Genomic DNA, 21718 nt, shown 5'->3' on the forward strand with positions numbered 1-21718 from the left:
TGTTTTGAGGCCTATTCGTCACCGGCCGCACTCAGCCACGCCGCGCCGCCTCGATGGCGGCAATGTCGATCTTGCGCATCGTCATCATGGCGTCGAACACACGCTTGGCCGCCGCGCGGTCGGGGTCGGAGATCCCGGCCAGCAGCACACGCGGCGTGATCTGCCACGAAATCCCCCAGCGGTCCTTGCACCAGCCGCATTCGCTTTCCTTCCCGCCGTTGTCGACGATCGCGCTCCACAGGCGGTCGGTTTCGGCCTGGTCGTCGGTGGCGATCTGGAAAGAAAACGCCTCGCTGTGCTTGAAGTGCGGGCCGCCGTTCAGCCCGACGCAGGGAATGCCGGCCACCGTGAACTCCACGGTCAGCACGTCGCCAAGCTTGCCGTCGGGATAGTCGCCGGGCGCCCGCATCACCGCGCCGACCTTGCTGTCCGGGATGTGCTGGGCATAGAAGGTGGCCGCGTCCAGCGCGTCCCGCTCGAACCACAAACAGATCGTGTTCTTGCTGCTCATGCTGTGTCTCCTCTTGGATGTCCGGCGCCGGTATCTTACCCCCGCCCTCCCGGATAGTCTGGCCCAAACGTGCTGTCCACAAATCCTACGAAAATTCGTAGTGGCGTCCGGCTGTCCCAGGCCCGGCAATTGCAGCGCGCCCGTGTAAGAGCTACACACGCGGCCTGCAGCCTCTCGCCAGCCCGTCGGCGCCTACAAGCCTGGCCCCTGGCATCGCAATTGCAGCGACCAGATGTTTCGCCAGAAAGAAAATCGCGTCATGGCGCAGGCCTTCACCCGCGCGGAAGTCTTTGTTCTCAAGCTGCTTGCCCTTGGCGTGCTGATTCTTGTCGCCGTCGCCCTAGGGGTGGCCCGCTGGTCCATGGCCCCACAGATCGAGATGCAGGATCCCGTTGCGCAGCCCATACCGTTCAGCCACAAGCATCATGTCTCGGACGATGGCATCGACTGCCGCTATTGCCATGCGTCCGTGGAGACGTCGGCTTTTGCCGGCATGCCGGCCACCAGCGTATGCCTGACCTGTCACAGCGTGCTGTTTCGCGACGCGCCGATGCTGGCGCCGCTGCATGCCAGCCTGCGCGACAACCGCCCGCTGGCGTGGACCCGCGTGCATGACCTGCCCGATTTCGTGTATTTCGACCACAGCATCCACGTGGCCAAGGGCGTGGCCTGCCAGGAGTGCCACGGGCGGGTGGACCAGATGCCGCTGACGCGCCGGGTGGCGCCGCTCGACATGCAGTGGTGCCTGGCATGCCACCGCGACCCTGCCCGCCACCTGCACGCGCCGACCGACATCTTTGCGATGCGCGAGCGCCCCCCGCTTGCGCCGGACGAAATGGCCCTGCTGCAGAAGATGTATCACCTGCAGGACACGCGACGCCTCACCGATTGTTCCACCTGTCATCGATGACGCACCGGCCCGTGATTCCGATCGTCCCCGCGCGCGAAGCCGCCGATGCTTCCGGGCCCACCGACGCCCCCGACAGCCGCGCCCGGCGCGACTTCCTGCGCGTGATGGCCGCCTCGGCCGCGCTGGCCGGTAGCGCCTGCAGCGGGCCGCCGAAGGAGACCATCGTCCCCTACGTCCACATGCCCGAGGGCATGGTGCCGGGCCGGCCGCTGTTCTACGCCACCGCGCTGACGCGCCATGGTTATGGCACCGGCGTGCTGGTCGAAAGCAACATGGGCCGCCCGACCAAGATCGAAGGCAATCCGCGCCACCCTGCCAGCCTGGGCGCCACGCATCCATTCGACCAGGCCGCCGTGCTCCAGCTATGGGACCCCGACCGCAGCCAGACACCCTGTCGGGGCGCCGCCATGTCGACCTGGCAGGCTTTCGACGCAGCACTGGCCATCCAGCGCACGCAGTGGCGGGACCGCGATGGCGAGGGTCTGCGCCTGCTGACCGGCAATGTCGGCTCGCCTACGCTGGCGGCACAGATCGCGCGCTGGCTGGAACGGTATCCGAAGGCCGTCTGGCACGCCCATGATCCGGTCCAGGACGGCACCCCGGCCATCGACCTGGCCTTTGGCGATGCGGTGGACCCTGTCATCGATATCACGCCAGCCCGGCTCGTGGTGACCTTCGATGGCGATCTGCTTGGCCATGGGCCCGGCGCCGTACGGCACGCGCACGACCTGATGGCCGACCGCCGCGGCGTGGCACCCGCGCTGGCGCGCCGCCTCCATGCGATCGAATCGTCGCCCACGCTGACCGGCGAAATCGCCGACAACCGCCTGGCACTGCCACCGCATGACATCGAACGCCTGGCGTGGTCGCTTGCGCGCAGACTGGGCATGCCCGAAGCGGCGGCGGACACACCCGCCCCCGACAACGCCATGGCGCGCCGCTGGCTTGATGTGCTGGCCCGGCGTCTGGCCGAAACCCCGCCGGGTCAGTCCTTGCTGGTTCCGGGCGACAACCTCGCGCTGCCCACGCAGGCGCTGATCTGGCGCATCAACGCCCGGCTGGGCAATCTCGGCAAGGCGGTACGCACGGTGGCCCGATCGCCGAGACGCCCCGGGGGAAACGGCCATTCGCTGGCGGCACTGACCCAGGCCATGCAGGCCGGGCAGGTATCGGCGCTGCTGGTCGTCGATGCCAACCCGGCGTATGACGCGCCTTGCGACGTGGATTTCCGTGCCGCGCTGGCCCACGTGCCGTGGTCGGCCCATCTGGGGCTGTACCGCGACGAAACGGCTCGCCTGACCACCTGGCATCTCCCGATGACGCACGATCTGGAGCGGTGGAGCGACGCCCATGCCTGGGACGGCACCGCATCGATCGTGCAGCCGCTGATTGCGCCGCTCAACGGCGGCCGCTCGGCCCATGAACTGCTGTCCGCCGCTACCGACGACCTGCCGGCATCCGGTCATGCGCTTGTACGCGCGCACTGGCAGGCGCGCCAGCCGTCCGGCTTCGATGACTTCTGGCAGCTTGCGCTGCGCACTGGCGTGATCCCAGAGACGGCAGCCCCGGCCGTGCAGCCCGACTTGCACCGCCACATCGCGCCCCCGCCATTCCATGCGGCGCCGCTGGTCGCACGCTTCACGCCCGACCCCGCCACCGATGCCGGCGAACTGGCCAACAACGCCTGGCTGCAGGAACTGCCGCGCGCGCTGACGCGGCATACCTGGGACAACGCGGCGCTGATCGGCCCGCTGACGGCCCGGTCGCACCGTCTGGCTACCGGGGACATCGTGCGGATACGCCGCGAGGACGGCCGCGGCGAGGCCGTCGAGGCGCCGGTATGGGTCATGACGCATCAGGCCGAAGGGGTCGTCACGCTGCCGCTCGGCTATGGGCGACGCCATGCCGGGCGCGTCGGCAACGGCGTGGGCTTCGACGCCTATGCGCTGCGCACGTCCGCCGGGCCGCACGCCATCGCCGTCGAGGCGACCGGCGCTACCCATGCGTTCGCGGTGGTGCAGACGCAGACGTCGATGGCGGGCCGCGAGGTGGCCCCGGCCGCCACGGCCGCCGCGTACCGCCGCCATCCGCATTTCGCGAAGCGCCATGCACCGCAGGCCGCCCCATCGCTCTACCCGCGCTGGCCCTACCCCAACGAACGCTGGGGCATGACGGTCGACCTGAACGCCTGCATCGGCTGCAATGCCTGCACCATCGCCTGCCAGGCCGAGAACAATATTCCAGTGGTGGGCAAGGCCGAGGTGGCGCGCGGGCGCGTGATGCACTGGATACGCGTCGATCGCTACGACGACGGGCATGACACCGAAGGCCACCCGGTACGCACCGTGTTCCAGCCCGTGCCGTGCATGCATTGCGAGGACGCGCCGTGCGAACTGGTGTGTCCGGTGGGCGCCACGGTCCACGACAGCGCCGGCCTCAACGTGCAGGTCTACAACCGCTGCGTCGGCACGCGCTTCTGCTCCAACAACTGCCCGTACAAGGTGCGGCGCTTCAACTTCCTGCAGTACAGCAACCAGGGCGACGACCGGCCGCCGCCGGCCTACAACCCCGAAGTGACCGTGCGTAGCCGGGGTGTGATGGAAAAATGCACGTACTGCCTGCAGCGCATCACGCGCGCCCGGATCGAGGCGGAGAAGCTCGGCCAGCCGCTGCGCGATGGCGATGTGGTGACCGCCTGCCAGGCCAGTTGCCCGACGCAGGCCATCGCGTTCGGCAATCTCGCCGATCCGCAGAGCCAGGTGAGCCGGCTCAAGCAGGCACCGCGCAACTTCGACCTGCTGGCCGAACTGAACACGCGGCCCCGCACCAGCTATGCCGCGCTGGTCACCAACCCTGACGAGGACCTTGCCTAGCCATGGCCGACCCACCGGATACGCCCCCCGTTTCCAAGGACATCGGCGTGCTGCGGCAGGGCTGGGGCTACGCCAGCGTGTCCGACAAGATCGCCGGGCTGGTACTGGAACGGCCAGTGCAACTGCCCTGGCTCGGGGCCTTCCTGCTGACATTTGCCGGCATGCTCGTCTTCATGGGCGGCACCGCCTGGCTGTTCGCCCGGGGCGTTGGCATCTGGGGCGTCGATATACCGGTGGCGTGGGGCTTCGCCATCGGCAACTTCGTCTGGTGGATCGGGATTGGGCATGCCGGCACCTTCATCTCGGCGTTCCTGCTGCTGCTCAGGCAGCAATGGCGCACGTCGGTGAACCGGTTTGCGGAAGCCATGACCCTGTTCGCCGCTGCCATCGCCGGCCTGTTCCCGATCCTGCACCTGGGGCGCCCGTGGTTCTTCTACTGGCTGGTGCCCTACCCCAACGTGATGAACGTCTGGCCGCAATGGCGCAGCCCGCTGGTGTGGGACCTGTTCGCCATCGGCACCTACCTGATCGTGTCGCTGCTGTTCTGGTATGTCGGGCTGATCCCGGACCTGGCCACGCTGCGGGACCGCGCGTGCCTGCGCGGGCGCCGCCGGGTGGCGCAGACCTATGGGCTGCTGTCGCTGGGCTGGCGCGGCGACGCGCGGCACTGGGCGCGCTACGAAAGCGCCTACAAGCTGCTGGCGGGGCTGGCTACGCCACTGGTGATCGCCGTGCACTCGATCGTGTCGCTCGATTTCGCGATCGGCAACACCCCGGGCTACCACTCCACCATCTTTCCGCCGTACTTCGTGGCCGGCGCGCTGTTCTCAGGCTTCGCCATGGTGCTCACCATCGCCATTCCGCTGCGGCACGCCTACGGCCTGCAGGACTTCATCACCGGCCGCCACCTGGCCAACGCGGCAAAGATCATGCTGACGATGAGCGTGATCGTCGCCTACGGGTACGCCAGCGAGATCTTCACCGCCTTCTACAGCGGCGATCCCTACGAGATCTTCGTGGTGCGCAATCGCTGGGGCGGCCCCTACGCCGGCGTGTACTGGGCCATGATGGCCTGCAATGTGGTGGCGCCGCAGTGCCTGTGGTGGCGACGCGTGCGGCACAGCCCGCTGGCGCTGTTCGCGCTGAGCCTGGTCATCAATACGGGCATGTGGATGGAGCGGTTCCTGATCGTCGTATCCAGCCTGCATCGCGACTTCCTGCCCTCGTCGTGGGGCATGTTCTACCCCACCGTATGGGACTGGATCATGCTGGCTGGCTCCATCGCCATGTTCGCGTGGCTGTTCCTGGTGTTTATCCGCTGCCTGCCGGTGATTTCCATCGCCGAGATGCGCGAACTCGTGCACGCCAGCGCGAAGGGGCAGCCATGAGTCCCTATGGCGTACTGGCCGAATACCGCACCGGCGACACCTTGCTGGCCGCGGCCCGCCATGCTCGCGCCGCCGGATTTACCGATCTCGAAGCGTTCACGCCATATCCCGTGGAAGGCCTGGCCGACGCCATCGGCATGGACACTGACCGCATGCCGCTGCTGGCCCTGCTTGGCGGGCTGGCTGGCGGCACGGGCGGTTTCCTGCTGCAGTGGTACGCGGCCGTGATCGACTATCCCATCAACGTTGGCGGACGGCCCGCCGGAAGCTGGCAGATGTTCGTGCCGGTGACGTTTTCCCTCACGATCCTGGGCGCGGCACTGGCCACGGTGTTCGGCATGCTGATCGCCAACCGGCTGCCGCGCCTGCGGCACCCGCTGTTCGATGCCGCCGACTTCGAGCAGGCGACGCGGCATCGGTTCTTCCTGTGCGTGCGGTCCGGCGCCGGGCAAGCCGACGCCGCCCGGCGCATGCTGGCCGCCACCCAGGCCCTTCAGGTGACCGATGTGACGGAGGTGCCGGCATGAACTCCGTGCTGCTGCGCTGCCTCTGGCTGCTGTGCGCGTCCTGCACGCTGGCGCTGGTGACCGGGTGCGAGCGCGCACGCCAGGACATGTATGACCAGCCGAAGTACAAGCCGTATGCGCGCAGCGACCGATTCGGCGACGGTACCTCCGCCCGCCCACTGCCCGACAATACGGTGCCCGCGCCTGGCGGCCCGTTCGCCGCCACCTCCAGTGGCCGAAGCCACGACGAGGCCGCCACCGCATCGCGCCCGCCCCTGACGCTGCAGCAGCTTCAACGCGGTCAGTCCCGCTACGAGATCTACTGCATGCCCTGCCACAGTCCCACCGGCGACGGCGACGGCATGGTGGTACGGCGCGGCTTTCCACGTCCGCCGTCGTTCCACACCGACGCGTTGCGCGCCGCGCCCGATAGGCTGCTGTACGACGTGATCACCCACGGCAGCGGGCAGATGGCCGCCTATGCCGCACAGTTGCCGCCGCCGGACCGCTGGGCCGTCGTGGGCTATCTGCGCGCCCTGCAGCTTGGCCAGCATGCCCCCGCCGCGCGCCTGACGGCGGACGACCTGCGGCAGCTCGACGCCAGCACGCCGGGCGGAGGCCAGCCATGAGCACGCACGCCGCCGCCTCGCTGCTGGCCCTGTACCTGACCGCCTGGTGGTGCGGTATCGGCGTGGTGATGGGTGGCCTGGCCATTGTCTGGATCCACAACTTGACCGGCGGCGCGTGGGGCGAACCACTGCGCGCGCCGTTGCTGGGCATGGCGCGCCATACCTGGCTGCTGGCACTGCTGTTCGTACCGATCCTGGCCGGCGCCGGTTCACTCTACCCCTGGGCCGCCGATGCCGCACGCGGCGCGCAACGCTGGGCGCCCGACATACCCGCGCACAGTGCCGCATTCAAGTCGCTATGGCTGAGCCGAACCGGCTTTGTCGTGCGCGGTGTGGCAGTGCTGGTCGTCTGGGTCGTCCTTGCCACGATGAGCCAGTCCGGGCGCCACGCGCGCTCTCCCCGGTTTGCGGCGGCGGCGCTGATCGTCTACGGGCTCACGGTCAGCGTGGCGGCGGTCGACTGGATCATGTCGCTGATGCCACTCTGGTACTCCAGCGTATTTGGCCTGCTGCTGGCCACGGGCCAGGCGTGCGCCGGCCTGGCGCTCGGCACATGGCTGGCTGCGCGGCGCGGCGCCCCGCCGCCGGTGCTGCTGGACCTCGGCAACCTGCTGATGGCCGCCGTCATCACCTGGGCCTATCTGGCCTTTACGCAGTACCTGATCATCTGGTCGGAAGACCTGCCGCACGAGATCAGCTGGTATCTGGTGCGCCGGACGGGCGTCTGGCCGCTGTTGGCGTGGGGGCTGGCGCTGGGCCACTTTGCGCTGCCGATGCTGGCCCTGCTGTCGCGGCGCGTGAAACGCTCGCCGCCGATGCTGGCGACGGTGGCCGCCATGGCGCTCGTCATGCATGCAGTGGAAGCCTGCTGGCTGGTGCTGCCTTCCACGGGAGGCCACACATGAGCCGCGCGCGCCAGGCCGGCAACGTCAGCCTGCGCGCCGTGGCGCTCGGCGCGGCCGCGCTTGTGGTCGTCGTCGCGCTGGCAACCACCATCGGCTGGCACTATGGGCGCCGGCTCAACGCTTCCGGGTCTCTGGGCGTGGCGGCACCGGCGGCCCCCGCCGCCTCTGCACCGGCCGCATTGCCGCTGTCGGACAGCGCGCCTCAGCCCGAACGTGCGCGTTACGAGGCCGAAAAACTGGGCGTCCTCAACGGCTGGGCGTGGGTGGACAAGCGTTCTGGCATTGCCCGCATCCCTGTGGCACGCGCCATGGCGCTGATGGCCGACGACCGCAAGGAGCCCGCGCCATGACCGCCCGCGATACTGCCGTCGTGCTGGTCGCATGGCTGGCGCTGACCGCGCAAGCGGCCCCGCTGGCCCTGCCAGCGCCACCCGACATGGCGTTCGCGCCGATCCCCGGCCGGCAGTTGCCTGCGGACCTGGTCTTCCGCGACGACGATGGGCATCCCGTGACGCTGCAGGACCTGTCGGGCGACCAACAGCTGGTGCTGGTGCCCGGCTACTACCGCTGCCCCAACCTGTGCAGCACCGTGATGGACGGCGTGCTGGAATCCCTGGCCCAGGCGCACCTGCCGCGCGATGCCTGGCGCGTGGCCGCCGTCAGCATCGACAGCCGCGAAACCGTGGCGGTGGCGGCCGCAAAGAAGCCGCACTATGCCGCCTTGCTGGCCGCCACGGGCGGCGATCTGCACATGCTGACAGGCGATGCCGGCGCCGTCGCCGCCCTGATGCGGTCCATCGGCATGCGGGCGTCCCCATTGCCCGATGCAGACCAGATCGCCCATCCGGCCGGCCTGGTCGTGTTGACGCCCGATGGCCGGATCGCCCGGGCCTTCAATGGCGTGAGGTTCGATGCGGCGGCGTTGCGCACTGCGATCGAGCAAGCGGCGGCCGGCCGGGTCGGCTCCCCGGCACAGCAGCTGCTGATGCGGTGCGTTCATTTCGATCCGCAGACCGGCCGTTACACGATGACGATCCTCGATGGCATCCGGATCCTCTTCCTGTCTGCGTTCGCCGCGCTGGGCATCGGCTGGCTATGGCGGACCGGCCGGTGGCGAAGGCGTCCATCATGAACGGCGCCTTCCAGCTGCTGCCGGACAGCGCTTCGCTGGCGGCCGGCCGCTACGACACCCTGATGCTGTCGCTCACCGCGCTGCTCTGCGCGGTGGCGCTGGCCGTGCTGTGCGTGATGGCCGGGTTCGTGATCCGCTATCGCGAGCGCCGCCAGGCCGACCGCCACCAGCCGCCGCTGTCCAGCACGTCGCTGGAGATTGCCTGGGCGGTCACGCCACTGCTGATCTTCCTGGGCATCTTCGCCTGGGGCGCGTTTGACTACACGCTGCTGGCCCGCGAAACCGCCGGCGCGGTGCCCGTTACCGTGGTGGCGCGACAATGGATGTGGAAGCTCGAACACGCCAACGGCAAGCGCGAGATCAACGAGCTGCACGTGCCGCTGGGTCAGGCCGTGGAACTGACGATGACCTCGCAGGACGTGATCCACAGCTTCTACGTCCCGGCATTCCGCATCAAGCAGGACGTGGTGCCCGGCCGCTACACGACGCTGCGCTTCACGGCCACCCGGGCCGGCGAATACCGGCTGTTCTGCGCCGAATACTGCGGCACCGACCACGCCGCCATGCAGGGCCGCATCGTCGTGATGCCGCCTGCCGCGTTTGCCCAATGGCTGGATGCCGGCACCAGCCCCGAGACTACCGCCGCCCGCGGCCGCGCACTGTTTCAGCGGCTCGGGTGTGCCGCCTGCCACGACGCGGGCAGCACGGTTCACGCGCCGCCGCTGGACGGGCTGATTGGCCGGACAGTGACGCTGCAGGACGGCCGCACCGTCACCGCCGACGCCGCCTACGTACGCGACGCGATGCTGGACCCGCGCAAGGACGTCGCCGCCGGCTATGCGCCGATCATGCCCACCTACCAGGGTCAGGTGAACGAGGGAGACATCCTGGCGATCATCGCCTATCTGCGCGCCACCGGCACCACGACGGGAGCCCCCCATGCCACCCGAGACCGCTGAACACACCAACGTCACTAGTCACACCAACCTCACCAACGAGGCCAGCAAGCCCAGCTACCTGAGCGAAGGCACCACGCTCGGTTCCTGGCTGGGATCGACCGACCACAAGCGCATCGCGTGGCTGTACATGGTGGCGATCACGCTGTTCTTCTTCGTCGGTGGCGCCGCGGCCACGTTGATCCGGCTGGAACTGGCCACGCCACAGGGCGACCTGATGGCCGCCGACACCTACAACCGGCTGTTCACCGCGCACGGCGTGATCATGGTCTGGCTGTTCCTGATCCCGTCGATTCCATCGGTGCTGGGCAACTTCCTGGTGCCGCTGATGATCGGCGCGCGCGACATGGCGTTTCCCAGGCTGAACCTGGCCAGCTGGTACCTGTACGTGGCCGGCGGCACGCTGACGCTGGGCGCGATGGTCGCGGGCGGCGTCGATACGGGCTGGACGTTCTACACGCCCTTCTCGACGATGTTCTCCAACAGCCACGTGGTGCTGACGCTGGCCGGGGTGTTCGTCACCGGCTTCTCGTCGATCCTCACCGGCCTGAACATCATCGTCACCACGCACACGCTGCGCGCGCCCGGCATGACCTGGATGCGCCTGCCGCTGTTCGTCTGGGCCAGCTACGGCACCAGCCTGATCCTCGTGCTGGCCACGCCGGTTCTGGCCATGACGCTGTGTCTGGTGGCGCTGGAACGCCTGGTGCATATCGGCATCTTCGACCCGGCCCTGGGCGGCGATCCGCTGCTGTTCCAGCACCTGTTCTGGTTCTATTCGCACCCGGCCGTGTACATCATGATCCTGCCGGCGATGGGCGTGGCCAGCGAGATCATCCCGTGCTTTGCGCGCCGGCCCGTCTTCGGCTATCGCGCCATGGCGTGGGCCATTGTTGGCATCGCCAGCCTGGGCTTTCTGGTCTGGGGCCACCACATGTTCGTCAGCGGGCAGTCGTACCGGGCCAGCTTGACGTTTTCGCTGCTTAGCTTTCTGGTGGCCGTGCCGTCGGCCATCAAGGTGTTCAACTGGACCGCCACGCTCTACAAGGGCCGCATCCGCCTGACGGCACCGATGCTGTACGCGCTGGGCTTTGTCGGGCTGTTCACCATCGGCGGCCTCACCGGGCTCGTGTTGGCCGCGCTGGCGCTCGACGTGCACCTGACCGACACCTACTTCGTCATCGCCCACTTCCACTACATCATGGTGGGCGGCGCGGTCATGGCCTATCTGGGCGGGGTGCATTTCTGGTGGCCCAAGATCACCGGCCGTCTCTACCCCGAAACGTGGGCCCGCATCGCGGCCGTGGTGATCTTCGTGGGCTTCAACCTGACGTTCTTCCCGCAGTTCCTGCTGGGCTTCGAAGGCATGCCGCGCCGCTATTACGCCTATCCGCCGGAATTCCAGGTCCTGAACATCCTGTCGTCGGCGGGCGGATCGATCCTGGCCATCGGCTACCTGATGCCGTTGGTGTACCTGGTGCATTCGCTGTTCCGGGCCGGGCGCGCGCCGGCGAATCCGTGGCACGCCACGGGCCTGGAATGGCAGACCCCCTCACCGCCGCCCACGCACAACTTTGCCCGGCCGCCACGGGTCAGGCGCGACGCCTATGCTTACGATCCCGTCACGGGGCAGGAGTCGCCGCAATGAGCACGCCCCCGTTTCCGTTCGACAGCGGCGGCCAGCAGCGCATTGCCGCGCGCCTGGGCATCTGGATCTTCCTCGGCACCGAGCTGATGTTCTTCGGCCCGCTGTTCGTCGGGTACGACTTCGTCCGCTTCACCGACACCGCCGGTCTGACGCTGGCCGCGCGCCACACCGACCTCTGGCTGGGCACGGCCAACACCGCCGTGCTGATGACCAGCAGCCTGTGCATGGCGCTGGCCGTCACGGCGGCAGAGGGCGGCAACCGGCGGGGCGCCGTGCGCCTGCTCTGGGCCGTTGCGGCACTGGGCGCAACCTTCCTGGTCATCAAGGGTGTCGAGTATGCGAAGGACATCGCCTCGGGCTTTGTCCCCGGCAACGCAGCCGGTACGGGCGGCCACGCCGGGCAGATGTTCCGGCTGCTTTACTACGCGATGACAGGGCTGCACGCCGTGCATCTCTGCGTCGGGATCGCGCTGGTGCTGGGCTTCGCCATGGCGATTCGCGCCGGGCGCCATGCATCGGCCAACCTGACACGCCTGGAGATCGTCGGCCTGTACTGGCACTTTGTCGACGTGATCTGGCTGTTCCTGTTTCCCATCCTCTATCTGCCAGGCAGGAGCGCGACATGACGGCCGGAACCCGGCGCCTGGTCGGCATATGGCTGCTACTGGTGCTGCTGCTGGCCATCACCGTGGGCACCGCCTTTCTTGACCTGGGCCCCTGGAACGCATCCATCAACCTCGCGATCGCGGCCCTCAAGGCCCTGCTGATTGCCTGCACCTTCATGCACCTGATACGCGCGGCGACGGTGCTGCGGCTCGCAGCAGCGCTGCCGCTGGCGATCCTGACGATACTGTTCGTCCTGACGTACGGCGACTACACCAGCCGTCCCTACCTGCCTGCCGGGTGGCAGACGCCGGCCGCGCCAGCCGGGCGTTAGCTGCGCTGCGCCCGGGCCGGCGTGCAATCCTTACCGGCGCGCGCATTTTCTACGCGACAGCGGCCGCCGCGCTGGCCTTTCGCGGCGCTTGGCCGGGGGGCGGGGCCATCGGCACGCGTGATGCATGGCGATGCAACATTCATGGAGCTAGCGATGTCGATGACGGTTTCGGACTTTGTACTCAAGCGCCTGCGGGAATGGGGCGTCCGGCGGGTATTCGGCTATCCCGGAGACGGTATCAACGGCCTGATGGGCGCCTTTGGCCGCGCGGACAACGACCCCGAGTTCATCCAGGCGCGCCATGAGGAGCTGGCCGCATTCATGGCTTGCGCCCATGCCAAGTTCACCGGCGAGCCGGGCGTGTGCCTGGCGACGTCGGGGCCCGGCGCAATTCACCTGCTCAATGGCCTGTACGACGCGCGGATGGACCACCAGCCGGTGGTGGCCATCGTGGGCCAGCAAAAGCGCGCCGCGCTGGGCGGTGACTACCAGCAGGAAGTGGATCTGACCACGCTGATGAAGGACGTCGCGCGCGACTTCGTGGCCATGGCCGTGGACCCGGCGCAGATACGGCACCTGGTGGATCGCGCCGTGCGCATCGCCGTCGAACGCCGCACCGTGACCTGCATCATCATTCCCAATGACGTACAGAACCTGCCTGCCGTACCGGCGCCGCCGCGCGAACACGGCACGGTGCACACGGGCATCGGCTACACGGCGCGGGCCCAGGCACCGCAAGAGGCGGATCTGCGCCGCGCGGCCGACGTGCTGAACGCGGGCAGCAAGGTCGCGATGCTGGTGGGTGCGGGCGCATTGCACGCGACCGATGAAGTCATCGAGGTGGCGCGCCGGCTGGGCGCCGGTGTGGCCAAGGCACTGCTGGGCAAGGCCGCCGTGCCGGACGACCTGCCCTTTGTCACCGGCGCCATCGGCCTGCTGGGCACCAAGCCCAGCTGGGAGCTGATGAATGGCTGCGATACGTTGCTGATGGTGGGCTCCGCGTTTCCCTATTCGGAATTCCTGCCGGCCGAGGGCAAGGCGCGCGGCGTGCAGATCGATATCGATGGCCGCATGCTGAACCTTCGCTATCCGATGGAAATCTGCCTCGAAGGCGACAGCGCCGCCACGCTGCGCGCGCTGCTGCCGATGCTGGAGCAGAAGCCGCTCGAATGGCAGCAGGAAGTCGAGAAAAACGTGGCCGAGTGGTGGCAGGTGCTGGAACAGCGCGCCGCGGCCGAAGCCAATCCGATCAATCCGCAACGCGTGTTCATGGAGCTGTCCCGGCGATTGCCCGACAACTGCATCCTGACCTGCGATTCCGGATCGGCGGCCAACTGGTATGCCCGCGACCTGAAGATCCGGCGCGGCATGATGGCGTCGCTGAGCGGCGGGCTGGCCACCATGGGCCCGGCCGTGCCATACGCCATCGCGGCACGCTACGCGCATCCGGACCGCGCGGTGATTGCCATGGTGGGCGATGGCGCCATGCAGATGAACGGCATCAGCGCGCTCATCACCGTGTCGCGGGACTGGAAGCGGTGGACCGGCGGCTCGCTGACCATCATCGTGCTGAACAACGGCGACCTGAACCAGGTGACCTGGGAACAGCGCGTGATGGAAGGCGATCCAAAATTCGCCGTGTCGCAGGACTTGCCCGTTTTCGGCTACGCGGCCTTTGCGCAGATGCTGGGCCTGCAAGGCATCCGCGTGGACAAGCCCGAGGCGATCGGCCCCGCGCTGGACCGCGCGCTGGCCGCGAACGTGCCGACCGTGCTCGAAATGGTGACCGACCCGGACGTCCCGCCGCTGCCGCCGCATATCTCGGCCAAACAGGCGCGCGCCTACATCTCGGCCATGCTGCACGGCGATACCGATGCGGGCGGCACGTTGCGCGCCACGTTCCGGCAGGTGTGGGCGTCGCTGACCGCACCGTCGAAGCGACACACCGACAAGGACGGCGCGTCGTGACGCCGGCCGCCGCGGGTCCGTCCGCGGCGCCGCGCCCCTCAGACATGAGTCCCTCGCGATTCAGGACCACCCGCCGCCCAGCGCCCGGAACGCCGACACGGCCGCGCGCGCGTTGTCGGCCCGCACCTTGGCCTGCTGGTCGCGGGCGGCCAGCAACTGGCGGTCTTCGTCCAGCACCTCGAACAGGCTGACCGCGCCCCCCTTGTAGGCATCCTCGGACGCATTGCGGGCGCGCTCATGGGCGGCCACTTCCTTGTCCAGCTCCAGCCGCTGCGCGTCAAGCTGGGTAAGCGACACCAGCGCGTTCTCGACATCGGCCGTGGCCTGCAGCATCGCCTGGCGATAGTTGGCCAGCGCCTCGGCATAGGCACCCCTTGCGCCGGCCACTTCGGCATCGACACGCCCGAAATCGAACAGGCGCCAGCGCAGCCCGGCCGTGGCGGCTGGCTGGAACGCCTGCGCCGTGAACAGCTTGCTGGCGGACAGGCTCTCGAACCCGAGCAGCGCCGACAGCGACACCTTCGGGTAGTACTCGGCCGTGGCCACACCGATGCGCGCATTCGATGCCGCCAGCCGGCGCTCGGCAGCGATCACATCGGGCCGGCGCTGCAGCAGATTGGCCGGTCCCTGCGCCAGCGCCACCTGCGGCACCGTCAGCGCGGGCTGGGCATCGCGCAGTTCCGCTGCATAGGTGCCCGGCTGCGCGCCCATCAGCACATCGAGCCGGTTCAGTTGCGTTTCCAGTTCGATACGCAGCGGCGGGATGGTCACGCGCGTCTGCGCCAGCTGCGCCTCGGCCTGCGCCTGCTCGCGCTCCGCGCCGATGCCATCGGCCAGCCGCAGCCGCACCAGGTCCAGCAGGCGCTGGTTGGTGGTGACCTGCTGCTCTGCAATGGCGATGCGGCTCTGCGCGGCGCGCACGCGGAAGTAGGCGTCGGCGGCCTCCGCCGCCACCAGGATGCGCACGCCCAGGTGGTTCGCCTCGGCCGCCTGCAGTTCGGCGTTGGCCGCCTCGGCACCGCGCCGCAGTCCGCCGGCCAGATCGATTTCCCATGTGGCCGCCGCCCCTACCGAGTACAGCGTCTGCCCGCGCGTGTAGCCCGGGAACTTGCTGCCGATCTTGCCCAGCGGGCTTTCGAGTGACTGGCGCTGTCTGGCGACATCGCCATAGGCACTGCCCTGCGGCAGCAGTTCGGCCCCGGCAAAGCTGGCGGCCGCGCGGGCCTGCTCCACGCGGGCCACGGACGCCGCCATGTCCAGGTTCTGGTCCAGCACGCGCTGGACGATGGTGGTCAGCACCGGGTCATTGAATCCGTTCCACCAGGTGTCCAGCGACACCGGCTGGCGCGCGTCATTGACGGGTGCCACATCGGCCGCATGCCGATACGTCGCCGGGGTATCCACCGCCGGGGCGCGATAGTCGGGCCCGACCGCCGCGCAACCCGCCAACGCGAAGACCGCCGCCACCGATGCCGCCAGCGGCGCTGCCCATCGGACCTGCCCGTCTTGTGCCTGTTTCTTCATGTCGCATTCCTTTCCGTGGCTGCCATGCAAATTAACTTGCACGATGCTAGTTACTAGCCTAGACTAACTTTCATCTTGATAGCAACATGTTTTTTCGGGAGGTGACGGCGATGCAGAGAAAGTCACACAAGGAATCGGCCTGCCCCACGGCCCGCGCTGTGGAGCGGGTTGGCGACACGTGGTCGGTCCTGATCCTGCGCGAGGCGTTCTACGGCGCCACCCGTTTCGACGATTTCCAGAAGCGCCTGGGCATCGCGCCCAACATGCTGACGCGGCGCCTGACCAAGCTTGTTGACGAAGGCCTGCTGGCACGCCGGCCCTACAGCGCGCATCCGCCCCGCGACGACTACGTGCTGACCGCGCGCGGCCGCGACTTCCGGCCTGTGCTGCTGATGCTGATGGACTGGGGCACGCGTCACTTCGCGGACCAGGCCGACACCGTGCAATTGGTGGAGCGCCAGACCGGGCGCCCGGTGCGCCTTGCACTGGTCGACGCCGACACCGGCCAGCGCATCACCGAAACCCATCACTACATTGCCCCCGGCCCGGCGGCCAGCCCGGCCCTGCGGGCGCGCCTCGAACGTTCGGCCACGGCACAGGCCGATGCCACGCTGGCCGATCCCATTGACACCCCCACTCTCGCGCCTGTCGCAGGCGCTCTTTCAGTACGGAGCCTTTCATGACCAGCAGCACCACAAGCGCCGACCGCGCGGCCGCCGATGCCATCCCGACCAAGGCCCGGCCTGGCAGAAAGGCCTTGCTGATCCGCACCGGCGGCGCGCTGATTGCGCTGGTGGCCGCCGGCTACGGCTATCACTGGTGGACCGACGCCCGCTTCGTCCAGGAGACCGACGATGCCTACGTGGGCGGCGACGTGACGCTGATCGCGGCCAAGGTGCCTGGGTATCTGACCGAAGTGCTGGTGACCGACAATCAGGCCGTGCACGCGGGCGACCTGCTGGCGCGCATCGACAATCGCGACTACCGGGCCGCGGTGGCCAAGGCCGAAGGTGCCGTGGCATCGGAGCAGGCCCTGATCGCCAACCTGGACGCCCGCGCCCGGCTGCAGGACGCCGTCATCGCCGAAGCCCGCGCCAACGTGGCCGCCACCGACGCCGAAACCGTGCGCGCCCGCGACGATCAGGCGCGCTACGCAAGCCTGGTGGCCAAGTCCGCCGTATCGATCCAGAGTTCCCAGAAGGCCGATGCCGATTTCAAGCAGTCGGTCGCCAACGGCCAGAAGGCAAAGGCCAGCGTGGAGGCGGCCCGCCGGCAACTCGACGTCATCGCCACGCAACGGCAGCAGGCCGAGGCAGCGCTGGCGCAGGCCATTGCCGAACGCGACCTGGCGCGCCTGAACCTGGGCTACACCGAACTGCGCGCGCCGGTGGACGGCACGGTGGGAAATCGCCGTGCGCGCGTGGGCGCCTATGCGCAAAGCGGCGGGCAGTTGCTGTCGATCGTGCCCGCGCGGGGCCTGTGGATCGATGCCAATTTCAAGGAAGGACAGCTGGCGCACATGTTGCCTGGCATGCGCGCCACCATCGTGGCCGACGTGATGCCCGGCAAGGTGTTCCATGGCCGCGTGGAAAGCCTGGCGCCCGCTACGGGCGCCCAGTTCAGCGTACTGCCGCCTGAAAACGCCACTGGCAACTTCACCAAGATCGTGCAGCGCGTGCCGGTGCGCATCGTGCTGGACGATGCCGACGCGCGACTCGGCCTGCTGCGCCCCGGCCTGTCGGTGGTGGCCGAGATCGATACCCATGCAGAGCGGGCGCCGGCGGCTGCGCAAGCCCAGGATCAGCATCCGGACCAGGCACCGAGCAAGTCATGAATACAGCCGTTTCCACCAGCCCCGCCGCGCCAGCCAGCGCACCCGCCGCCTCTGGGCATGCCGCGCCCCCCGCGCTACCGTCGCCGGCCGACCTGCCGATGGCCACCCGCGTGCTGGCCTTCGGCACGATGTGCGTGGGCATGTTCATCGCGCTGCTGGACATCCAGATCGTTTCGGCGTCGCTGCGCGACATTGGCGGCGGCTTGTCGGCGGGCACCGACGAGACCGTCTGGGTGCAGACTGCCTACCTGATTGCCGAGATCATCGTCATTCCGCTGTCCGGATGGTTGTCGCGCGTCATGTCCACGCGCTGGCTGTTCGCCGCGTCGGCCGCCGGCTTTACGCTGACCAGCCTGCTGTGCGGCATCGCCTGGAACATCCAGAGCATGATCGCCTTCCGCGCCGCGCAGGGCTTTCTGGGCGGCTCGATGATTCCGATGGTCTTCACCACGGCGTTTGCGTTCTTCACCGGGCGCCAGCGCGTGGCGGCCGCCGCCATCATTGGCGGGCTGGCGTCGCTGGCGCCCACGCTGGGGCCGACGGTAGGCGGCTGGATCACCGATCACTATTCTTGGCACTGGCTGTTCTTCATCAACCTGGTGCCAGGCATCTTCGTCACGGTGGTGGTGCCGCTGCTGGTCAGGATCGATCATCCCGACTGGTCGCTGCTCAAGGGCGCGGACTACCCCGGCATCGTGATGCTGGCGCTGTTCCTGGGCTGCCTGGAATACACGCTCGAGGAAGGTCCGCGCTGGGACTGGTTTGGCGACCAGACCATCCTGACCACGGCCTGGATCTCCGGCATCGCCGGCATCGGCTTCCTGTGGCGGTCCCTGACGTTCGCCAATCCCGTGGTGGACCTGCGCGCGCTGAAAGACCCCAACTTCGCGCTGGGCTGCTTCTTCTCGTTCGTCACGGGGATCGGCATCTTCGCCACGATCTATCTGACACCTCTGTTCTTGGGTCAGGTGCGCGGCTACAGCGCGCTGCAGACCGGCCTGGCGATCTTCTCCACGGGGCTGTTCCAGGTGATGTCGATCCCGCTCTACGCGTTCCTGGCAAACCGCGTGGACCTGCGCTGGCTGCTGATGTTCGGCCTGGCACTGTTCGCGATGTCGATGTGGAGCTTCGCACCGATCACGCATGACTGGGGCAGTGCCGAGCTGTTGCTGCCACAGGCCATGCGCGGCATGGGACAGCAGTTTGCCGTGGCACCCACGGTAACGCTGACGCTGGGCGCCCTGCCGCCCGCGCGGCTCAAGCTGGCATCGGGCCTGTTCAACCTGATGCGCAACCTGGGCGGTGCCATTGGCATTGCCGCCTGTGCGACGATCCTGAACGACCGCACCAACCTGCACTTCCTGCGGCTGGCCGAGCATCTCAACATCCGCAACGACGCCATGACCGAATTCCTGGGCCAGTCCACCGCGCGCCTGGCCACGCTGAGCAACGAGGTGGGCGACGGCAACGCCGCCGCCATCCGGCAACTCTGGGCGCTGACCATGCGCGAAGCCCATACGCTGACGTATGCCGATGCCTTCATGGTGATCCTGGCGTGCTTTGTGGTGGCGATACCGCTGGTACCGCTGATGCGCAAGGTGATGCCGCCCAAGGCGCCGTCCGCCGATGCCCACTGACACCATGGCGTGCCCGGCGCGGTAGCACGACAACCACTACACTAGCGAGCACAACAGGAGACAGCATGACCACTACAGCCGCTGCAACAGCTACCGGGCCCGCCCAGTCCCATCCGAAGGTTGCCCTGGTCATTGGCGCGGGCGACGCCACCGGCGGTGCCATCGCCCGCCGCTTTGCGCGCGAAGGCTATATCGCCTGCGTGACCCGCCGCACGGCCGACAAGCTGCAGCCGCTGGTCGACGGCATCCGCGCCGACGGCGGCCAGGCATTCGGCTACAGCAGCGACGCCCGCAAGGAAGACGACGTGGCGCAGCTGTTCGAGCAGATCGAATCCGAGCACGGCCCCATCGAGGTACTGGTGTTCAATATCGGCGCCAATGTCCCCAGCAGCATTCTGGAAGAAACGCCGCGCAAGTACTTCAAGATCTGGGAAATGGCGTGCTTCAGCGGTTTCCTGAACGGACAGGCCGCCGCGCGCCGGATGGTGGCGCGCGGACGCGGGACCATCCTGTTCACCGGCGCCACGGCGGCGCTGCGCGGGGCCGCCAACTTTGCGGCCTTCGCCGGTGCCAAGCACGCGCTGCGCGCGCTGGCCCAGAGCATGGCGCGCGAACTGGGCCCACGCAACATCCACGTGGCCCATGTGGTGGTCGATGGGGCGATCGACACCGCCTTTATCCGCGATACGTTCCCGGAACGCTATGCGCTCAAGGACCAGGACGGCATTCTGGACCCCGACCATATCGCCGAAAACTACTGGTACCTGCACACCCAGCCGCGCGACGCATGGACATTCGAGCTCGATCTGCGGCCGTATATGGAGCGCTGGTAGGCAGCGGCGCCTGGGTGCCGGCGGCGCGCGCGATCAGGTATGCGGGTCGGTGAGCCGATAGGGCTTCCATGCCGACATCGACGACTTATCCCCCGCACAGGCGGGCCACCCTGTCCGAACGGAAGCGGCAATCAGGCGTCGTCGGCCCGGTCGGGCTTGACCTGCGCGATGACCACCAGGATCACCGCGGCGTTGGCCGGCTGCTGAGTCTGGGCATAGACCGCGCGGGCGTGGCCAGCCTTGTCGCCGAGCACATCGGCGAACAGGTCCGAGGCGCCGTCCACCACCGCGGGCTGGTCCAGCATGCCCGGGGCGCTGGTCACGAACCCTTCGACCCGCACGATATGGTCAAGGCGCTCGAACCCGCCCAGATGCGCGTGGATCTGCGCCAGCACGTTCAGCGCCGCCAACTGGGCGGCCTGCTTGCCCTCGGCCACGGTCAGGTCACGGCCCACTTGCCCCTGCCACACGACCTTGCCGTCCTGCAGCGGCAACTGGCCGGAGATGAACAGCAGATCGCCCGCGCGGCTGACGGCGGTATAGCTGCCCAGCGGCTGCGGGGGTGGCGGCAACGTCAGGCCGCGCGCGGCCAGTCTTGTTTCGACGGACATGGTGACTCCTTTTTCCTCGGGTTCCTGCTGCATCGGCGCGGTGCGCCGTTCGCGTGGCAACCACTATAGGCGTCAGCCATGTGCCGATAAACGGACCCGGCAGAACAGGAATTGATACACCGGGGAACAAGTGCGCCGTCCAGCCCGGGGCGGGACGGGGCGCGGTGTCCGCGAGCCAGTCGGCCGGTGCCGATCAGAGTTCGGCCCAGCGCCGGAGCAGGTTGTGGTAGTGGTTCACCAGGGCCAGCACGGCTTCCTGGTCGTCGCCGAGCCGCTGGCGGATGTCGATGATCGCCAGGTCCAGTTCGTGCAGCATGCTGCGCTGGCCGTCGTCCTTGACCATGGACTGTGCCCAGAAGAACGAGGCCCAGCGCGCTCCGCGCGTGACCGGCGTCACCGAATGCAGCGACGAGGCCGGATAGACCACCAGATGCCCTGCGGGCAGCTTGACGGTGTGCGAGCCGTACAGGTCCTTGATGACCAGTTCGCCACCGTCGTACTCGTCGGGGTCCGACAGGAACAGTGTGCTCGACACATCGGCGCGAATGCGCATGCCGCCGGTCCCCGGCACCGTGCGGATGGCGTTGTCGACGTGCGTGCCGAACGTCATGGCGCTGTCGTAGCGATTGAACATCGGCGGCAACACCCGCAGCGGCAGCGCGGCCGAGTGGTACGTGTGGCTGCGGCCCAGGGCCGACAGGATCAGCTCGCCGAGTTCGCGGGCCTCGGGGCTGTCCACCGGCACCTGCAGGTTGTGCTTGGCGCGGGCGGCCAGATCGCCGGCCGTGACGCGCCCGTCCACCCAGGCCGCGCCTTCCAGGCGCCGCCGGCAGTAGCGGATCTCTTCGGGTGTCAGGACATCGGGAATCTGGACGAGCATGGGATGCAATGGGATCAGCGGAATTGGCCGCGAAAC

The 21718-nt window shown here is 68.3% G+C and carries 21 protein-coding genes; 17 read left to right on the plus strand and 4 right to left on the minus strand.

Annotated features, from left to right (window positions below):
- Window positions 1-31: 31 nt before the first annotated feature.
- Window positions 32-511 (minus strand): VOC family protein, encoded by a 480-nt coding sequence (locus AC3FJ6_RS14530; protein ID WP_487522917.1) that lies wholly within the window; start codon window positions 509-511, stop codon window positions 32-34.
- Window positions 512-770: 259 nt separating this feature from the next.
- On the opposite strand from AC3FJ6_RS14530, the gene AC3FJ6_RS14535 reads away from it, so the two are divergent.
- The 13 genes from AC3FJ6_RS14535 to AC3FJ6_RS14595 all read left to right on the plus strand — a co-directional run bounded on the left by AC3FJ6_RS14535 (window position 771) and on the right by AC3FJ6_RS14595 (window position 14363).
- Window positions 771-1421, plus strand: coding sequence for a cytochrome c3 family protein (locus tag AC3FJ6_RS14535; protein ID WP_488772540.1), 651 nt, complete (start codon window positions 771-773; stop codon window positions 1419-1421).
- Window positions 1418-4294, plus strand: coding sequence for a 4Fe-4S dicluster domain-containing protein (locus tag AC3FJ6_RS14540; protein ID WP_488772542.1), 2877 nt, complete (start codon window positions 1418-1420; stop codon window positions 4292-4294). The genes AC3FJ6_RS14535 and AC3FJ6_RS14540 overlap by 4 nt, the downstream gene beginning before the upstream one ends.
- 2 nt (window positions 4295-4296) lie before the next feature.
- Window positions 4297-5682, plus strand: coding sequence for an NrfD/PsrC family molybdoenzyme membrane anchor subunit (nrfD, locus tag AC3FJ6_RS14545; RefSeq protein WP_488772543.1), 1386 nt, complete (start codon window positions 4297-4299; stop codon window positions 5680-5682).
- Entirely contained in the window at window positions 5679-6209 is a 531-nt protein-coding gene (locus AC3FJ6_RS14550; RefSeq protein WP_488772544.1) for a DUF3341 domain-containing protein, read from the plus strand. The genes nrfD and AC3FJ6_RS14550 overlap by 4 nt, the downstream gene beginning before the upstream one ends.
- Window positions 6206-6817, plus strand: coding sequence for a c-type cytochrome (locus AC3FJ6_RS14555; protein ID WP_488772545.1), 612 nt, complete (start codon window positions 6206-6208; stop codon window positions 6815-6817). Before AC3FJ6_RS14550 ends, AC3FJ6_RS14555 begins: the two co-directional genes overlap by 4 nt.
- Window positions 6814-7722: a hypothetical protein gene (locus AC3FJ6_RS14560; protein WP_488772546.1), complete on the plus strand. Its 909-nt coding sequence runs from the start codon at window positions 6814-6816 to the stop codon at window positions 7720-7722. Before AC3FJ6_RS14555 ends, AC3FJ6_RS14560 begins: the two co-directional genes overlap by 4 nt.
- A complete protein-coding gene (locus AC3FJ6_RS14565) occupies window positions 7719-8072 on the plus strand; it encodes a hypothetical protein (protein WP_488772547.1) in 354 nt (117 codons plus the stop codon). The genes AC3FJ6_RS14560 and AC3FJ6_RS14565 overlap by 4 nt, the downstream gene beginning before the upstream one ends.
- Window positions 8069-8854: an SCO family protein gene (locus AC3FJ6_RS14570; protein ID WP_488772548.1), complete on the plus strand. Its 786-nt coding sequence runs from the start codon at window positions 8069-8071 to the stop codon at window positions 8852-8854. The genes AC3FJ6_RS14565 and AC3FJ6_RS14570 overlap by 4 nt, the downstream gene beginning before the upstream one ends.
- Complete coding sequence (coxB, locus tag AC3FJ6_RS14575) at window positions 8851-9813, plus strand: cytochrome c oxidase subunit II (RefSeq protein ID WP_488772549.1); 963 nt, start codon at window positions 8851-8853, stop codon at window positions 9811-9813. Before AC3FJ6_RS14570 ends, coxB begins: the two co-directional genes overlap by 4 nt.
- Complete coding sequence (gene ctaD / locus AC3FJ6_RS14580) at window positions 9794-11458, plus strand: cytochrome c oxidase subunit I (RefSeq protein ID WP_488772550.1); 1665 nt, start codon at window positions 9794-9796, stop codon at window positions 11456-11458. The genes coxB and ctaD overlap by 20 nt, the downstream gene beginning before the upstream one ends.
- Window positions 11455-12084, plus strand: a complete 630-nt coding sequence (locus AC3FJ6_RS14585; RefSeq protein ID WP_488772551.1) for a cytochrome c oxidase subunit 3 family protein — start codon at window positions 11455-11457, stop codon at window positions 12082-12084. The genes ctaD and AC3FJ6_RS14585 overlap by 4 nt, the downstream gene beginning before the upstream one ends.
- The gene (locus tag AC3FJ6_RS14590) at window positions 12081-12395 is read left to right on the plus strand and encodes a cytochrome C oxidase subunit IV family protein (RefSeq protein WP_488772552.1); all 315 of its coding nucleotides are present in this window, start codon (window positions 12081-12083) and stop codon (window positions 12393-12395) included. Before AC3FJ6_RS14585 ends, AC3FJ6_RS14590 begins: the two co-directional genes overlap by 4 nt.
- Window positions 12396-12548: 153 nt before the next feature.
- Window positions 12549-14363, plus strand: coding sequence for a thiamine pyrophosphate-requiring protein (locus AC3FJ6_RS14595; RefSeq protein WP_488772553.1), 1815 nt, complete (start codon window positions 12549-12551; stop codon window positions 14361-14363).
- 60 nt (window positions 14364-14423) lie between these two features.
- Here the strand turns inward: AC3FJ6_RS14595 and AC3FJ6_RS14600 are convergent, their stop codons facing one another.
- Window positions 14424-15887, minus strand: coding sequence for an efflux transporter outer membrane subunit (locus AC3FJ6_RS14600; RefSeq protein WP_488772554.1), 1464 nt, complete (start codon window positions 15885-15887; stop codon window positions 14424-14426).
- 110 nt (window positions 15888-15997) lie between these two features.
- Between AC3FJ6_RS14600 and AC3FJ6_RS14605 the strand changes: the two genes are divergently transcribed.
- The 4 genes from AC3FJ6_RS14605 to AC3FJ6_RS14620 all read left to right on the plus strand — a co-directional run bounded on the left by AC3FJ6_RS14605 (window position 15998) and on the right by AC3FJ6_RS14620 (window position 20191).
- Entirely contained in the window at window positions 15998-16570 is a 573-nt protein-coding gene (locus AC3FJ6_RS14605; RefSeq protein WP_488772555.1) for a winged helix-turn-helix transcriptional regulator, read from the plus strand.
- Window positions 16567-17721 (plus strand): HlyD family secretion protein, encoded by a 1155-nt coding sequence (locus tag AC3FJ6_RS14610; RefSeq protein WP_488772556.1) that lies wholly within the window; start codon window positions 16567-16569, stop codon window positions 17719-17721. The genes AC3FJ6_RS14605 and AC3FJ6_RS14610 overlap by 4 nt, the downstream gene beginning before the upstream one ends.
- Window positions 17722-17819: 98 nt before the next feature.
- Complete coding sequence (locus tag AC3FJ6_RS14615; protein ID WP_488772829.1) at window positions 17820-19358, plus strand: DHA2 family efflux MFS transporter permease subunit; 1539 nt, start codon at window positions 17820-17822, stop codon at window positions 19356-19358.
- Window positions 19359-19423: 65 nt separating this feature from the next.
- Entirely contained in the window at window positions 19424-20191 is a 768-nt protein-coding gene (locus tag AC3FJ6_RS14620; RefSeq protein WP_488772557.1) for an SDR family oxidoreductase, read from the plus strand.
- Between the two features lie 131 nt (window positions 20192-20322).
- On the opposite strand, the gene AC3FJ6_RS14625 is transcribed toward AC3FJ6_RS14620, so the two are convergent.
- Both AC3FJ6_RS14625 and AC3FJ6_RS14630 read right to left on the minus strand, forming a co-directional pair.
- A complete protein-coding gene (locus AC3FJ6_RS14625) occupies window positions 20323-20802 on the minus strand; it encodes a RidA family protein (protein WP_488772558.1) in 480 nt (159 codons plus the stop codon).
- 193 nt (window positions 20803-20995) lie between these two features.
- Window positions 20996-21682, minus strand: a complete 687-nt coding sequence (locus AC3FJ6_RS14630) for a Fe2+-dependent dioxygenase (RefSeq protein WP_488772559.1) — start codon at window positions 21680-21682, stop codon at window positions 20996-20998.
- Between the last annotated feature and the right edge of the window lie 36 nt (window positions 21683-21718).

Source organism: Cupriavidus sp. 94F1 (genome assembly GCF_057798875.1).